The following is a 16245-nucleotide window of genomic DNA, read 5'->3' on the forward strand; positions in this document are numbered from 1 at the left end:
GCGAATAAAATGCCAACTCGATTCTAGCAATTAATCATCCTAGTGTGCGGAGCTTGTCTAACTGGGCTATCAATCTTTTCTGATACTCTCAGCCATACGGCTCAAGCACAAGCTGAATCGAAAACGACACCTTAGCGTTTGATATGAGAGGAGCTATGTGGCTGCCAACCATTTGGTTCAAGGAGATAAAACCGTTTTGCTTCTCTCTCAACAAGAAAGAGTTTCACCTTTGTGCCTACTGCTAGAGGGCGTGACTGTCTTTGAGAACCTGGCGGCGAGATTGGCTTTCGATCTTTAATCGTGGTGTAATGCACCTCAATGGTTTGTCCAGGTTTCAACTGCGCTGAAAGAGATTTGTCCACTCTTTCAATCCGAACTTTGGCAATATGCTCGTAGTTCGTCCCGTATTGAACCGGAACTTCTCTCGTTTTAATCAAAGTGACCTGACCTACCACAATATGAGTGGCACGTTCTCTCAGTTTTTGCTCGGATAGAGGAGGAATGGCAGAATGAACTGATAGAGAAGTTATTAGAGGAATTGAAACTGCGATCGCTAGCGTAACCCATAGTAGTTGTTTTTTCATATCAAGGCACTCGCTTCAATTGGTTTAGAGCATGACCATACCATTCTGTATTGCCTTGCTTTTGATATAGTTCAACCGCTTTTTGAAAGTCTGAATGTGCTTCTCGCTGATTTCCTGCTGCTTTAAAGATCATGCCACGACTGTAGTAAGCATCTGCTAATTCTGGATTCAGTTGGATCGCTTGAGTGTAGTCTGCGATCGCGCCTTGACGATCTCCTAACTCATCTCGAAGCCCCGCTCGATTGTAGTAGGGTGGCACAAATTTGGGATTGATCCGAATCGCTTGAGCGTAATCTGCTAGCGCTCCTTGGTTATCTTTCATCGCTACACGAGCCGCACCCCGATTACTGTAGGCTTCTACATATTTCGGTTGAATTTTAATCGCTTGAGTATAGTCCGTGATTGCGCGTTGATTGTCACCAAGCGCGAAGTAGACATTCCCACGATTTTTATAGGAAACACTATCATTGGGCGTAAGTTGAAGGGCTTGGGTATAGTCTGCGATCGCGCCTTGATGATTTAATTTTGACCGAGCATTTGCTCGATTCTTGTAGAACTCGACTTGGCTGGGTTGATGCTGGATTGCTTGGGTATAGTCTGCGATCGCAGCTTGGTAGTTCCCTTGCATCACAGCAATGTTGCCTCGATTATTGTATGCCGAGGCATGAGTTGGATTTAGTCTGAGGGCTTGAGTGTAGTCTGAGTAGGCATTTTGGTAGTCTGAAAGTGAAAAATATGCATTTCCACGATTGTTGTATGCTATAAAATAATCCGGTTTATATTTGAGCGCTTGAGTGTAGTCTAAAATTGCAGCTTTCTGATTACCTAGCTCTCTGAGAACATTGCCTCGGTTATAGTAAGCTTCAGCAAAATCTGGTTTGTATTTGATTGCTTGAGTGTAGTCTGCGATCGCACGTTGAGACTCTCTTAAATCGATGTAGGCATTGCCTCGACTAGCGTAAGCCTGAGGGAAATCTGGTTTGTATTTAATCGCTTGAGTGTAGTCCGCGATCGCGTTTTGATAGTCTTTCAATGCTACATACGCAAGTCCTCGATCGTGGTACGCCTCGACAAGGTTAGGCTGAAGTTGAATCGCTTGGGTGTAGAGTGCGATCGCGCCTTGCAAATCATTTTGATCATGCTTCCTTGAAGCTTGCAGCAGTAGTGCTCGTGCAGTTGAGTTATTCTGAGTTTGAGCAACAGGAAATGCAACCGACGGAGATAAATTGATGCAGATTCCGCTCCAAACTCCTGCGGCTAAAATTAAGGCTTGCAAGCGTCTGTAAGAAACGTTGGAAGATTTTGGGAGAAAACTCATCATCTTAGACTGAAAGTGTGTTGTGTCTCGATCTAGGGTTCACCTTGGTAGAGGATATGCAAGCTGCATAAGCTCACGATCGCGAAACCGGATACCCACTCACAAGTGATGAACGAGATGACAGATGTACAGATTTCTTCCAGTCGGGCTGCTCTTGATTAATGTTCTTTGGACAAGTACTGCTCAGCCAGCTCACGCCCTGAGCCTGAGGTTTTGTGTCAATCCTGATGGTACACCTGATTCTCCATCGCTCAAGCATACTCAGCCAGAAAATACTGAGTGGGAACAGGGTCAAGAACTTGCCCAGATTGCGATCGCATTCTACCAAGCCGGAAAACCTGATCAAATGCAGCGGGTGAATCAACAGATTCAGACGAAGTTTCGCTACTCAGCAGAGCGGATGAGGATTTTATCAGCGCTGCAAATGCTCATCGTTGGGAATCAAGAAGCAGCACTTTCAGAGTTATCAAATCTAAATTTAACTGAACAAGACGCAACTGCCATTCTGATAGAAATTCTCAAGCTTCCCGAAGCAGATCGAGCAACTTGGGTTTTGCAGGCTGTTGATCGACTTCCAGATCGCATGATCAATGTGAAATTTGCTTGGCTCTTGGGTGTTGCAGATTCATATCCAAATCGCACCGAGTCGATGAAATTACTAGCAAAAGCGCGATCTCTACTCTATGAAGAATGGCAACTTGATAAGTGGGTTGATCTTGCAGAAACTTATCGGAGAGCAGGAGACGCTCAGACTGCACGATCGCTTTTAGAATCTGTGATCAAAATAGGACTGCCGCAAAACAAAATAGCAGCAGTCAGTCGGGCTTATGCGATGCTAAATGACTTCAATGCAGCGCAGAAGTTGATTCAGACGATGCCCGCAGCACAGCATTCAGTTCAGACGATGCTTGCATCTCAGAATTTAATGTCGGTACAGCCTATACCTGATGCTCCAGACAATGTTCGAGCCGCGATCGCACTTCAGTTTTCAGATCGTGGAGATGTCGCTCGCAGCAATCATTTCCTCAAACAAATTCGCGATCCTGGCATAAAACGGGATATCTCTTCTCAGATCATTCAGAAACTGCTGAAACAAAATCGCAAGCTTGTCTTACCAGAAAATGCTTCTACAGTTGAACGACAAATTGCTGAAATGGGAAGATTTCCAGGGCTATACGCGCTGATTAAAGATTGGCAGTCTATTCAGTTTCAACAAAATGCAGTAGCATGGCTCATCTATCGGGCGGCTCAAGCGAATCAGACGATAATTAGCGATCGCATGTTGACCCAACTGCGAGGATCTGATCTCAACTCATTCATTCGAGCCGCACAACTCCTCAATCAAGTGGGCTATCAATCGAAAGCACAAAACTTACTCATTGAAGCAATCGAACTCGCAAAACAAAAAGATTCAGCATTGATTCCATCACTGGCAGGACTCTTAGCAGAGACAGGCAACTTTCAGCAGGCAAATCGATTACTAGACGAACAGCTTGCACAGTTTGAGCGCAATCCAAAAGAAGCCAACTTACCAAAAAGCATTTCTAGCCCTGGTGACTTTTCACTCTTCTCTGAGGAGAGTTCCCTCTCACATTTCTTCAAAGAGCAGGTTTTCTCGTTGAGTTCTTCCCAAGCCAAGCAACTGCACAAATTGAACCCAGAACAAATTTTGCAATCAGTTCCGCCGCTCCAGAAGGATGTAAAAGCGATCGCGTATGGTCATTTTGCGAAAGAATATAGTCGTGCCCGCAACTTTGCCAAAGCAAATGAATTGCTGCAAAAGATTCCAGCGCGATATTGCAAGTTCAGAACATCAATCTATCAGGAGCTAGTTGCTCAGGCGACGATCGCGAAAGATGCAGAAGTCGCCCTTACGGCAATAGCACAAATTCATCCGACTAAGGAAAATCAAAGATTTTTGCGTGCTCAGTTTCTTGCGATCGCGCAATTCTACATTGAACAAAACAAAGGAACAGAAGCCATTCCGCTTCTAGAACATTTGCTGAAACTTTTATAGGGTGCAGAGCAGGGGCATTGCATAACCTCAATCTATTAAGATTCTATACCTGCTCAAGACATTTCATCTTGTTCGTCTGCTGCAATTCGAGAATGGCTTAATTTGAAAAATTCGATGTCTATTGCTTATTGCTAGCACTTTACTTTCTAAGGTTTATCTAATGCGTCATCTCAGTTTTGTCTGTTTTCTTAGTTGTTTCGCGATCGCGGGATGCAATGCCGCCCAAATCGATGCGAAAGTCACTCCAACACAAGCCACCGCTCAACCTTCTAAATCATTAAACATTCAAATCAATGCTCAAGTGGAAGAATCTCCAAAGCCAGAAGCAAATCAGATCGCAGAGGGGCGCTACTGGCTCGGAGGAACTGGTCAAGCACTGGAAGTCCAAGGCGAACGCTTTCGCTATGAAACTGAAGGAGGGACGCAACCTTGGCGATCGCTCTCCGAACTTCAAGCAGTAAAAACTGGAGTCGTCTTTGATGGCAAGCTTTATTGGTGCTTATCGACAATGCAGCCGAAATCGGGGGCGGCTACTTGTTCTAAAGAGGGTTGGGTCACACAAGAATCTTCTTCAACTCCAGCCGAATCTTCAAGCGAACCGAGCCGGAAAATCAACTTAAATCTTGGAATATACAATGTCGGCTCAACTTATATTCAAATTGCGGCAAAAGGAGACAGACAATGTTTGCATATCTTTTCGATGAAAGGCTGGCGAGTTGGTTCAATTACTCCTGATGATCAACGTGAAGGATTTTACCGAGTTCAAGGATGGGACAATATCAGGCTTTCTCAACCCGATCCTGAAACCCTTCTCATTGATGCAGTTGCGTATCAAGCCAATCCCCAATTTCCGCAAGACATTGATGAAAACCTTCAGAAATGTTTAGATTCTGAGGCTCCTTTTGAGAGAACAGGTCAAGGACGAACTTAATCAATCTAAAATCATGAAACTACAAACGATCGCACTCACCGCCTTTCTCAGTCTTTTAGTTCATGGATGTAGCTACAGCAAGACTGCTACTCCTCCAGCACCTAGCACACCTGTAGCGAGTTCTTCACAATCTACTGACAAATCAGAGAAGAGTGTAGCTTCGACTAAAGCCGAGGAATCAACTCAACCTACAGCTTCTTACAAAACAGAAGAATCTTCTCAAGTCAAGCAGCGAGTCTCAGAAGCACGGAATGTCGATCGTACTCAAGAAGTAATGGGTAACGCATCAACAGGTGAAGAAGTGACCTTGATGCTAGATTCGATCGAGGTTGCGTTACGAAGTATCGGTTTTGAGCGACCGACTTACTCTTTTAGCTATCAGATCGGTGCTGAAAAAGTAAATGCTGTGACTTCTTGCAATGGCGAATTCCAGACGACCAAAGATGGGACTTTCTATGACAATCCAGTCAAGCCAGCTTCAGCAGCAACTCAGAAAATGCTCGATCGAGTCTGCACCTATCGTGTCAAAGCTTTCCAAGTTGTGAATCTTCCTGCATCCGTGAAAACTGAGCCACAAGGCAAAACGCTCTGTACTGTGCAAAATGCTCAATCGATTACGACTTTTGGACAGCATCAAGATTACGCAGGTTGGTTTTATACTAACGTTTGCGGCAAGATAGGATTGATCAATCGCGCTCAAATTCAATAGAGCAAAGGGATTTTCAACAGTTTTGTCAGTCTATCAGACTACCTGCCTCAATTATCAGGTAGTCTGAATGTCAGTACTCCTGCCTGATTTCCTTGTTGGAAAAACAGCTTCAAGTTTTGAGCATGATTGATGATTTCATATCGCTGCACAGTTTCTAGTTTTGCTAGAAAACTCTGCTCAAGCTGCATTTGTGAGAGTGAGCACATCTTCTCTGTCGTCGCAATTCCTCCGATTTTGATTCGATTTCGTGATGCCTCGTAAGCAGCAGAATATTCATTACAGCCAGCAGATCCACCGATTGAATCTGCTGTGAATTTCAGCGTAATTGGCTGTGGTGTGGTTTGAGTTGTTGAACCGATTGTGATTGAGCTCAGGTGCCAATCTGTGTTTTTAAGCTGCGATCGCATCGGTGTAAAACCCAAAAATCCTTTACCAGAAGCCGCTTTATACTCAATAATTAATTTATCGGGCTTCAGGAAAGCTACAGCGTAAGACGCTTTTAGAGCAGAAGCAAACCAATTTTCTCGATTGGCAACTGCTGAAATACATCCCCTCTTTGTAGAAATGATTGCTCTTGGTAGGTGCAACTGGAACTTTTGGAATTGATACTCCGCTGAGTAATCATTGCAGCCTGTTGAGCCACCAAGCCGTTTCCCATCAAAGCGAATTGTGATTGGATGGCTGGGAAGTAATCGGATAGACTGTCCCTTCGATTTCCACTCTGAAAGTTGCCAAGTAATTCCTTCAAATGCAGATGAGTCAGGCTGATAGAGGTTGACAGGACGAGGAATGGTGGCGAGGATTTTAGATTGAGCAGAAACCGAGTTAAGAGGAATCGTTGACGTTTTCGATTGAGCCGGAATGCTAGAGAAAGCCGCGATCGTAATCGCGCCGACTAACATTGGGATAAGTCTTTTGAAGGTAAAGTCGAATTTTTGCAACATAATATTGGGGTTTTCGATGTCGAAACCGAGCAGAACCATGCTTGATCTTTTGATCGAGTACATATCCTTGCTCTTGAACCTAGTTTCTTTCACCCTGAAGGTACGGTCTCATATGAATTGCTAAAGTGTCCAATGGTACTCACTATTCAACCTTCATACATTTAAGCATGGCGCTTCGTGCTTTCATAAATCCAGTCATACTGGCACGAAACACCTCTTTGCCATCGAGGTGCAGTGTGACTTCATTCTCTGCATTCGCATGACGCATCATTCCTAACACGTCAGCTAGAACCAGAATTCCAGAGTTTTTGCCGTGAGGTATGAGTGCCGCATTGATGGGTACAGGTTTAGCCCCCTTGAATGTGAGAGTAGGCTGAATCTCCCTAATCCCAGTAGTTGCAGGCATTCCAACGCCTTGAAATAGGATTGCGCCCGCGCCCTTTTGACTCGGGCCAGAGAACAACACAATATTAGATACTTTGGGAGTCTCAGTAAATGAGACAGCGCAATTTTTTCCAGTTCCATCCCCTTCGGAAGTCATCAACCATATTCCTACGTTGGGTTCGTGAAACAGAATTCTTCCGTATTTTGCTTCAAATTCTGCCCGTTTAACCAGCGAGTCTAGCAAGCTCATCATTGCTGGATCTGGAGGGAGTTTGAGTGGAGCGGGTTCAGATCTAGGGGGTTTAGGAGCGGGGAGATTGATCGCTGGTGTTTCTTCTACCCACGCGCACGCAATCCCCGACTTGTTGGGTTGCCCGCTGGTAGGATCCGGTACTCCGACTGGGCATTGCCAACGAGCGTTAGCTTTAGTCATCATCATTGTACTGGTGACAAAGATCGATAGAGCAGACAAAGCTAGTTTTGTGGATAGAGAAGAAATTCTGGCGAGATTCATAGATACTTTGTGGAAATGAAAGAAACTCAGTTGTGAACAGAAGTAGCTTTGACTTAGAGTGCTCTGTATAGATTTAAGTTTCGAGTCTAGAGAGGTTATGCAATCTCATTCTCCACTTCAAAATATTGCCATCATCCATAAACGAAGCCAGCTAATGCTCCAGTTGAGCGGCTACCGATAACTTTGAAGATTACCGACAAAGATTTTCAAATCGACCCATACCTGTTGCGGGTACTGAACATTGATAGGTTCCTATCAGAATTCGACCTTTTGAACCTATCTGGAAGTGGCGTAATTCGACTGGAGGCGGACTCGCTCCTACTCTAGAAGCCTCCAACTGGAGATTCTCAAATCTTGACATCATACAGAAGTTACGGTCAGCAGCACGTACCGTAGCATTTCTGTCTGGAGGACGTGTAATCACAGACAAAATGAGTCGATTATCGTCGGATTTGGGACTCTGCCACTCATAAAATGCAAGTGGTACATTGTCTCGGCTGTAAACACCACAGGGTGTGTTTTCTCCCTTTCCACCCTGTAAATTTATAAAAAGCCACTGAAGACGAGTAAGGGTATAAGGTTGTTGCCAGATGTCTTGAGCTGGTGAAACCTCGGCAAAAACTGGTTGCTGACATAGCGCTGCCATGCCTATAGCTGCAATCTTAGAGAGAAAGAGAACCTGTTTTTTCATAAAATCCTAGTACTTATACTCTTACTCAAAAATTCTACTCCCTTATTTCATAGCCAATTGAAAAAAGGGAGTGACGCCCATTTGCTGCCTAGATTGTCATAGCAGGGACATTGCTAAACATGGTCGCACTACTGCTGGAAAACAACGGTATTGTTGCCGGAATGCCGCTTGTAAGCAACGATCGTCCATCTTGCACTTGAGCTATCAAGGATGACTGAAGGAAGTAAAGCAACCAATCAGCGACGATTGGACTCAAGCATCAGGGTGATAGATTGAGTCCAATCTTTAGCTAGCGATCGAGTATCGCCTGTCCAGATTTAGAGTTCGCTTCAGTTCACAAAGTCATTTACTGTTTTTTATCAGTGAACTGACGCACAGGTTCTTCTAGTCTAACAGGTGCGCTTGGCTCTTCTACTTTGACATCACCACCGAATGAGTCCCTGACTCGGCTAGGATAGCCGACTGAACCAGGTTTAACTCCGTCTGGATAATACCATTCCGTGATGAAGCAGTAAGATTGGCAAGTCCAACGACCATAGGGACTCTCTAACCGGTTAGAGTAAGTCCCTTGACCCTGACCCCATCCACCCGTTGTGTGAGTACTTGGATACTCGCGAAGACCAACGCCTCTGTCATAATCAACAGCGATCACGGGTGCTACTGAAGTCAACCCACCCGCCAAAAGAATAAAGATCGGCAAAAACTTACGCATTCAATGTTTCCTTAATTCAAATTGGGACAATAATGAACTTAGCGAATTGGACTAGCAACCATCGGAGCAAGCGATTGAGTCTAATCTTTGGCTTGTTCGCAATTGAGTGTGTCAATCGCTTGTCTAGGTGTAGAGTTCGCCATTCGCGAGGTTATGCAATTTCCTTCGTGATTTTTACTTCAATGATTCGACATAGGTGAGCGGAATTGATCGAAAGGGATCTGGTTGACAAGGGTGCAAGATATCAGTTTATGTTCACGGCTATCAGGTTATACAGACACAAATTTCGGGAGTGCATAACCTGATTGAGAGTAAACCCTATCTCTATACAACACATGCATAGGATGCTTTCCAGATGCAACTCAAATTTATGCGTCAGCTTGGGTTTCTTTTACTGTTCAGCAGTCTTACGATCGTAGGCGGCAACGCTCAGATTCCTGCAAAAGCTATACCTTCCAGATCAATGCTGTCCCCTGCCAAGCCAGAAACCAAGTTGGCTCAAGCAGAAACTTCACCCTACATTGGGCTCATCTATTCTGAGGTTCCTGAAGGGTTAATCTCTGGAGGTGGTGCAGTTATTGACCAATGGCATCGGATTCACGTCGTTGAACAACCCGGTAAAGCAATGTATCTATGGCTCGGTGAATTGCTGAGATATGATCAAGTCGGTCAGCCCGTGACTCAAGTTCTCGATGTCTTAGAGTTACCTCCTTTCTCCAAGTCACAAAGGATTGCTTTTCGATTTTGTCGGCTAAATGGCAAGGTCGATCGCGCAATTGCTGCGATCGTGAAAATGACGGAGACTGAATACTACACTCAGATCAGTCATGCATGGCGCGTGAATACTCAAACTGGCAAAATTGAAGTGATGAGTACTCAGGGAGTTGACTGTAAAAATCAAGGCTGGAAAAGCTAACATCACGCAGCGTAACCTCTTTCAAGGAGCTGGCGCGCCTGCCACTTGTGAAGCTAAGGAGATTCAGCTCTGGTCTTAGCTGACACCATGAAGATGATGCATTATGCCAATGCAGAGAATGAAGTCACTTCGCGACTGGATGGCAACGAGGTATTTTGCGCCAGTATGCCTGAATTTATGAAAGCACAAAGCGTCATGCTCGAATATATGTGTACTAACTGATAAGATTACTCATGAAGCTTCATTTTATAGCATATCTAATCTCTGTAGCAGTCATCAGTCCTCGCCCATCTCTTGCCTCGAATCTGCTTCAAGATGGGTACTACTGGACAGGGACTTCTGGAGAAATGATCGAAATTCAAAACAATCGTATGATTGTCAGCGATTCATCAGAGCGATCGCTGACCCCTTCAGAGCCACAACCTATCAACGAAGGTATTTTCTTCTATGACGATCGTTACTGGTGTCGATCGGACATTGATCCTTACAATGCACGACTCGAAGACTATGAAACCGTAGAATGTACTGCAAAAGGTTGGGTATCAGTCAAAGCAAAGCAACCTAAATATTGCGAACCCAGTGCCTACCAAGATTTCTTCGTGAACTTTGTGCGAGGATATGACGACCAAAAGAATGAGGTGCGTAATACTTACACTGGGTCAGAGGTCAAAATTGCGAGCTATGAGCAGCCCGATCGAGTGTCTTTTTCAATTAACAAGAAATTGTATCAAGCATTCCGTTTAGGGTTGAATCAAGGTTGGATCTATGTCGATCGTATGAATCGAAGCTTTATCGACCAAGAGCAGACTCTCAACAATCAACCGAATCGCATGAGACTAAGGCTAGATGTCTCTTTTCCTGATAAATCTTTCGTCACGCGACTCAAAGCACGTGAATTTGTACGGCTTGCATTTCGGGAAATCAGCGATCGTAAGTTTCGGGTTGATTATTATGCAGCGACCTATCGCAATGTAGAGGGTGCTGCTTGGGTTGAAGCCGACAAACAGTCAGCAGCAGGTGGCTATGTTTTTGAGCATCACAATGGATGCTGGCACTTGACACAAGACTTGCGAATTTTAGAGCGATAACTCGCTACTGATTACGTAATTCTACAAGAAAGGGGAGATGGTCTGAACCGATCGCTGATCCAATCGATCGCTGAACTGTGACCAATGATCGATCATGAAAACAGTGGTCGATCGCAATCTTCATCAATGGCGGAAATTCAGCCGACCAAGTGGGTTGAAATCCAAACCCTCGTTGTGAATTCAACAGTTGGCTGTCTTTCTCCAATCGTCGCAGTCGAACCGACCAAGCAGTGCTATTAAAGTCTCCAATGACAACGACGCGCTTCTGTTGGTGGAGCTGAGCTTGGCTCCAAGTAGAGACTGAATCAAACTCAATCTCTTGATAGGCAGAGGTTTTCGGACTGCGAGGACGAATCACATGATAGCTTAGAATCACAAGTGGTCTTCCAGCATAAGTCACAGTCGTTTCGAGTAAAGGTCGATCGCTATCTTTCGGCAAGTGGATGACTTGGACTTGCTCAACTTTAATCTGCTGATTTTGTTGAGGGACTAATATGGCGCTGCCTAAAGTATTATCGAGTGCTTCTGCTTTAAGAATCTGATACTCTGGTAGCTCAGCCTGAAGCCGAGCTAGCCAAGCAGGGGTAATCTCTTGTAAAAGCATCAAATCGACAGATTGCTGCTTCAGGTAGCGGATGGCTTGCTCAGGCTGAGAATTATGGCGATCGAGATTTGCATGAAGAAGTCGTATCGTTGGAGCTTGAGAATTTTGGTCAACCTTAAACGGTGCGAAAAAGAGCGGTGCTAACAAGGCTAGATTTAGCATTAATGGAATGAACCATACGATCGACCATTTTTGTTGGAGTAACAATCCGACGAGTAATGCTGCAATAAGTGCTAGGCAATATTGAGGTCGAGGATGATCCAAGAGTTCAAAACGCCACCAGAGCGCCCCTGCAAATCCTAGAAGAGATGCGATCGCACTGAATGCAGCAACCACATGAATAAAATTGAGAAGTAGCAACATCTTAGTCAAGCTCATCGATCAGGAATAGAGTTGTTGGGGAATAAGTTGTAGAGTTGTGAAATTCCTGCTTTTTGCCATCAGGTTAAGCAGCGATCAAGTAAAAGTTCCAGAGTCCGGCAGCAGTCAGCATCAAACGGTCATCAAAATCTTGTGTGCGATTCCGATAAATCGCACTCGCCGCCCCATAACGCTTGATGCCTGCAAACGCATTTTCACAGACAACTCGCGATTGGCTCAAACTGCGATTTTCTTGTTTCTGTTCCTCGCTTAGCTCACCTCCTCTCGGTTTCTTGTGTGGAATACGAATATTGACATACTCGGATTGCAAGCCTTGAAAGCCTAAATCTACCTCGATTGGGATCTCATCCGGGATATGAAAAGCGATCTCCTCTTCCGCTTCAAATCGCTTATCGTGGAGCTTTCCCTCACGAGATGGACTCAACACTAACACTCGCTTGGTTTGGTCTACTGCCGCAAGATGCTTGCGAGTATGTCGGCGCTTTTTGCCGGAGTAGTTCTGCGTCTGAGTGTCTGGATCTTGCGGACGTTGAATCGGGCGCTCTGTCCCATCAATCATCACCCGCTCCACACCTGGAAACATTTCTAGGAACGCTTCAATACTCCGCAGCTTGCGCTCTGGTAGCACCATCTCATGACCCAACGCTGCTTCAAGAACAGGTTGCAGTTCGTGCATCCATTCGTGTGTTTGGGAGCGGTCCAGGTCAAACAAAATTCCCGCTAAATCAAACGTCGGGTAGCACTTGAAGTAGAGCAAAATATAGAACAGCTTCGCTTCTATGCTTTGCAGTCTCGCTTTGCGTCCACCTCCCCTTGCTCGTTTTCGCACGGGCTTTGCTGCTACTCGACTTACCTCATACGCCTGCTCAAAACTCGGCAGCAAGGCATCAAAAGCTTTGCGATTTAGCCCTGTCAATGCTCGCAGCAGTCGGTCTTGGTTCAGTGCGCGTTCAAGGTTTAGCATCGGGTAAGATGACGGTTCTCTTGTCTATTATCACTTATTTCCCAACAGGTCTAATAAATTTGAATATCATCAGCCAACATATCCAAAGGTGATGAGAAGTTGGAAAAAGTAGAAGGATAGAAGTACAGGGATCGCAATTCCTCCGATCATGGCAGCTAGAACCTGAAATTGGCGATGTTGGGGATAGTGCTGGTGACACCAAGCCCGAAACGCTTCAACCGCATTAATTCCACTCAGGATCGATAGAAGAGTCAGCATTGCGAGTAGAAATATTCCGTTCTCTACTCCATTTTCTAGAATTCTCAGACTTGCGATCGCTCTCATTCTAATTTGCAGATTAATCATTGCCTGCTGCTGTTGACTGAGATATAAATTTTTAATGTATAAGGTATCGAACGCTGATGCTTGCACTCGGTAGCAAGGTAAAACTTGCTTTCCATAGGTTGCCTTACAGTTGCTATTAGATGGATTCTCAATGATTAATGGCGAATTGGCAAGATTAACCTTACAGTACAGTGTGTCTGCTTGCTGGCAATCTAATTGATATCCTGGGAGTGTGATCGAGGATTGGGTTTTCTGATCAAGTGAGACTTGAAATAATTCGTTGATTGAGCGATCGCGAATCAACAAAATTGTAATTAGACTGACGATCGCAAAGTTGAGAATTAAGCAATTTTTGCGCTGCATATGAATTATACTTACCTACTCTCTAATTAGGTTTATCTGTAGGAGAGGTTATGTAGCCCTATCGTTGTGCGATCGCGATTTTCTCTATAATATCCGCCTGCCGAATTAAATTTCAAGATTTCCCGGTAAATTTTCGGAATTCCGTAGTTTAAATGAGAAGAAGAAAAAATCCCGGTGCTAATTTTTCTTCTAACGTACAAGCTAGACGATCGAGGACTAAGCGATGCGATGCTTTCTCAAATCCTTGAGCTTAACGAGTGGGCTTATTGTTGCACTGTTCTTAACTGGAATCAGTGCTCAATTTGCATCGGCTCAAACCACTATTACTCAAGCTCAACAGAGCAATCGCACAGCAGAAGCCGATCGCTTATTTCGTGAGGGCGTTCAATCTTACGAAGCCAAACAGATTGGTCGTGCGATCGCGCTTTGGGCGCAAGCTGCAAAGATTTATCAAGACATTGGCGATCGCCAATGGCAAGGGAAAACTCTCACCAATTTGGGCAATGCCTATGATGACCTTTCCCAGCCTGACAAAGCACTCGCAGCTTATAAAGCAGCCATACAACTCTTCCAAGCAGTCAAAGACCGCAGCAGCGAAGCAAGAGCTACCATGAATCTGGGATTTATTTACAGTTCCACTTCTCGATATGAGGAAGCCCTCGCAGCATTCAGCAGAGTCATTCCCATCTATCGGGAACTCAACGATCGACATGGTGAAGCAAGAGCAATCAGAAACCGAGGCAATGTTTATCTCGGTCTTTCTCGACATGCAGATGCGATCGAAGCTTTTGATCAAGCGATCACAATTTTCGGAGAACTCAAAGATCGGGCGAATGCGTCAGGGGCATCCATGAATCAAGGCATTGCTTACAGTCAGCTTGGACAATACGAAGATGCGCTGATCACTTTCAACCTTGCACTCTTCATGTTTCGAGAACTCAAAGATCAAAAAGGTGAACAACAAGCACTCACCAATCGAGCAGCAGTTTACTCCAACCTGTTTCGATACAAAGAAGCACTCGCAGCCTATGACGAAGTTCTTCCAATGTATCAGAAGCTTGGAGATCGAAGTTCAGAAGCAAAAATGCTACTGAGTCGAGGAGTGATCTATTTCTCTCTGAATCGCTATGACGAAGCCCTGGCAGACTATCGTCAAGCACTGCCCATTTTTAGGGCGATCAAAAATCGCGATGGCGAAGCGCAAATTCTCTCAAATCGCGGTGCTATTGACTCTGCCCTTTCTCGCTATGAGGACGCGATCGCAGCTTACCAACAAGCACTGCTCATTTTTCGAGCGATCAAAAATCGCGATGGTGAAGCGACAACGCTGAATAATTTAGGCATCATGCAGATCAGAACTCGCCAGTTTGCTCAAGCCGAGCAGTCTTTACGAGCTGCGATCGCACTGTATGAATCGATTCGATTAGATCGGCTTTCTGAAGCGGCTAAAATCTCAGTGTTTGAAATCCAATCCGGCAGCTATCGTTGGTTGCAACAAGCTTTGATTGCTCAAAACCAACCTGAAAAAGCGCTGACTGTCTCAGAATGGGGAAGAACAAAAGCTTTGATTGAACGACTCAGTCAGCAACTCCAACCCAACACTTCACAGACGACTCGCAATGCTCCCGACCTCAACACCTTGACTCAAATTGCGCGATCGCAGAATGCAACGTTAGTCGAGTACTCCACAATCTACGATCGAGGTAAAGAAACACAGCTATACATCTGGGTGATTCAGCCGAATGGCAAAGTCTCATTTCGACAGGTCGATCTGACAACTGCTCTACCTAAGCAATGTTCACAAATTGCTCAACTGATTGGCAACAGTCGAAATTCGATCGGCGTTCGGAGTGCTCAATCTGATTGGCTGATTGTCGATGAAACGGCTCAAAAGAATCCTTGTAGCCAGTCTGATTCAGATGAGAATTTCAAAGTACTACATAAGTTACTCATTGAACCGATCGCATCTCTCCTCCCGACTGATCCGAATCAGCATGTTGTGTTTATTCCCGATCGCACTCTTTTTCTCGTTCCTTTTCCTGCCCTCAAAGCGGCAAATGGTAAGTATTTGATTGAGAAACATACGCTTCGCACCGCTTCCTCGATTCAACTCCTAGATAAAACTCGTGCCCTCAAATCCCGTCCACGAGGGAAAGATGCGCTGATTGTAGGCAATCCTTTCATGCCCAATGATCCAAATTCATCCCAAGTTAAACAGCTATCAAATTTGCCCAATGCTGAGCAGGAAGCAATGACGATCGCGTCTCTATTCAACACACAAGCAATTACTGGCAAACAAGGAACGAAAAAAACTGTCTTGAAGCAAATGCTAGATGCGAAGATCATTCATCTAGCAACACATGGATCATTTGACGATCGTAATGGATTCAGAAGTTGGCTCGCTCTTGCTCCATTTGAAAAAGATAGCGGCATCCTCACGGCTGAGGAAATTGCACAACTGAAACTTCATGCAGATTTGGTCGTCTTGAGTGCTTGTGATACGGGACGAGGAAGAGTGACAGGAGATGGAGTCGTCGGACTCTCTCGATCGTTTATCGCAGCAGGAGTTCCCAGCGTGATTGTCTCGCTCTGGGCAGTTCCCGATGCACCTACCTCTGACCTAATGAAAGCATTCTATCAGCAGCTACAGCGCAATCCAGATAAAGCACAAGCACTCCGTCAAGCAATGTTAGCAACACTCAAAGCCCACCCAAACCCAAAAGACTGGGCAGCATTCACGCTGATTGGGGAGGCATTATGAACCATTGCCATTTTCTGCAAGCAGCAGGTTAATGTATCTT

Annotated in this window: 15 protein-coding genes; 6 read left to right on the forward strand and 9 right to left on the reverse strand. The window is 45.0% G+C overall.

Translation table 11 applies throughout. The features are described from left to right. Positions 1–131: 131 nt before the first annotated feature. Both ACMUEV_RS20075 and ACMUEV_RS20080 read right to left on the reverse strand, forming a co-directional pair. A complete protein-coding gene (locus ACMUEV_RS20075; protein WP_190651068.1) occupies positions 132–584 on the reverse strand; it encodes a hypothetical protein in 453 nt (150 codons plus the stop codon). A 1-nt stretch (position 585) separates the two neighbouring features. After that, positions 586–1905: a tetratricopeptide repeat protein gene (locus tag ACMUEV_RS20080; protein WP_190651071.1), complete on the reverse strand. Its 1320-nt coding sequence runs from the start codon at positions 1903–1905 to the stop codon at positions 586–588. 121 nt (positions 1906–2026) lie between these two features. Here ACMUEV_RS20080 and ACMUEV_RS20085 point away from each other — a divergent pair, with 121 nt between their 5' ends. The 3 genes from ACMUEV_RS20085 to ACMUEV_RS20095 all read left to right on the forward strand — a co-directional run bounded on the left by ACMUEV_RS20085 (position 2027) and on the right by ACMUEV_RS20095 (position 5559). Further along, positions 2027–3919, forward strand: a complete 1893-nt coding sequence (locus tag ACMUEV_RS20085; RefSeq protein ID WP_190651074.1) for a hypothetical protein — start codon at positions 2027–2029, stop codon at positions 3917–3919. Between the two features lie 160 nt (positions 3920–4079). Continuing rightward, positions 4080–4850 carry a hypothetical protein gene (locus ACMUEV_RS20090; protein WP_190651077.1) on the forward strand — a complete coding sequence of 257 codons (771 nt, stop codon included), beginning with the start codon at positions 4080–4082 and terminating at the stop codon, positions 4848–4850. A gap of 13 nt (positions 4851–4863) precedes the next feature. Further along, positions 4864–5559, forward strand: a complete 696-nt coding sequence (locus ACMUEV_RS20095; RefSeq protein WP_190651080.1) for a hypothetical protein — start codon at positions 4864–4866, stop codon at positions 5557–5559. A gap of 47 nt (positions 5560–5606) precedes the next feature. Here the strand turns inward: ACMUEV_RS20095 and ACMUEV_RS20100 are convergent, their stop codons facing one another. From ACMUEV_RS20100 to ACMUEV_RS20115, 4 genes are all read right to left on the reverse strand, one after another. After that, positions 5607–6542: an META domain-containing protein gene (locus tag ACMUEV_RS20100; RefSeq protein ID WP_190651082.1), complete on the reverse strand. Its 936-nt coding sequence runs from the start codon at positions 6540–6542 to the stop codon at positions 5607–5609. A gap of 103 nt (positions 6543–6645) precedes the next feature. Continuing rightward, entirely contained in the window at positions 6646–7326 is a 681-nt protein-coding gene (locus ACMUEV_RS20105; RefSeq protein WP_348251656.1) for a hypothetical protein, read from the reverse strand. Between the two features lie 265 nt (positions 7327–7591). Continuing rightward, positions 7592–8092 carry a hypothetical protein gene (locus ACMUEV_RS20110; RefSeq protein WP_190651087.1) on the reverse strand — a complete coding sequence of 167 codons (501 nt, stop codon included), beginning with the start codon at positions 8090–8092 and terminating at the stop codon, positions 7592–7594. A 346-nt stretch (positions 8093–8438) separates the two neighbouring features. Then, positions 8439–8804: a hypothetical protein gene (locus ACMUEV_RS20115; RefSeq protein ID WP_190651090.1), complete on the reverse strand. Its 366-nt coding sequence runs from the start codon at positions 8802–8804 to the stop codon at positions 8439–8441. A 355-nt stretch (positions 8805–9159) separates the two neighbouring features. Here ACMUEV_RS20115 and ACMUEV_RS20120 point away from each other — a divergent pair, with 355 nt between their 5' ends. Both ACMUEV_RS20120 and ACMUEV_RS20125 read left to right on the forward strand, forming a co-directional pair. Next, the gene (locus ACMUEV_RS20120) at positions 9160–9720 is read left to right on the forward strand and encodes a hypothetical protein (RefSeq protein ID WP_190651093.1); all 561 of its coding nucleotides are present in this window, start codon (positions 9160–9162) and stop codon (positions 9718–9720) included. Positions 9721–9953: 233 nt separating this feature from the next. Next, the gene (locus tag ACMUEV_RS20125) at positions 9954–10808 is read left to right on the forward strand and encodes a hypothetical protein (RefSeq protein WP_190651096.1); all 855 of its coding nucleotides are present in this window, start codon (positions 9954–9956) and stop codon (positions 10806–10808) included. Between the two features lie 4 nt (positions 10809–10812). Here ACMUEV_RS20125 and ACMUEV_RS20130 read toward each other — a convergent pair whose 3' ends face one another. The 3 genes from ACMUEV_RS20130 to ACMUEV_RS20140 form a co-directional block, all read right to left on the reverse strand. Then, positions 10813–11775, reverse strand: a complete 963-nt coding sequence (locus ACMUEV_RS20130; protein ID WP_190651115.1) for an endonuclease/exonuclease/phosphatase family protein — start codon at positions 11773–11775, stop codon at positions 10813–10815. Positions 11776–11857: 82 nt separating this feature from the next. Continuing rightward, on the reverse strand, positions 11858–12757 hold the full coding sequence (locus ACMUEV_RS20135) for a transposase family protein (protein WP_415354661.1): 900 nt from the start codon (positions 12755–12757) through the stop codon (positions 11858–11860). A gap of 69 nt (positions 12758–12826) precedes the next feature. After that, positions 12827–13444: a hypothetical protein gene (locus ACMUEV_RS20140; protein WP_190649189.1), complete on the reverse strand. Its 618-nt coding sequence runs from the start codon at positions 13442–13444 to the stop codon at positions 12827–12829. A 223-nt stretch (positions 13445–13667) separates the two neighbouring features. On the opposite strand from ACMUEV_RS20140, the gene ACMUEV_RS20145 reads away from it, so the two are divergent. Then, the gene (locus tag ACMUEV_RS20145; RefSeq protein ID WP_190649192.1) at positions 13668–16205 is read left to right on the forward strand and encodes a CHAT domain-containing protein; all 2538 of its coding nucleotides are present in this window, start codon (positions 13668–13670) and stop codon (positions 16203–16205) included. Positions 16206–16245: the final 40 nt, after the last annotated feature.

The organism is Leptolyngbya sp. FACHB-1624 (genome assembly GCF_047649235.1).
In the GTDB taxonomy this organism is placed as follows: domain Bacteria; phylum Cyanobacteriota; class Cyanobacteriia; order Leptolyngbyales; family Leptolyngbyaceae; genus Leptolyngbya; species Leptolyngbya boryana.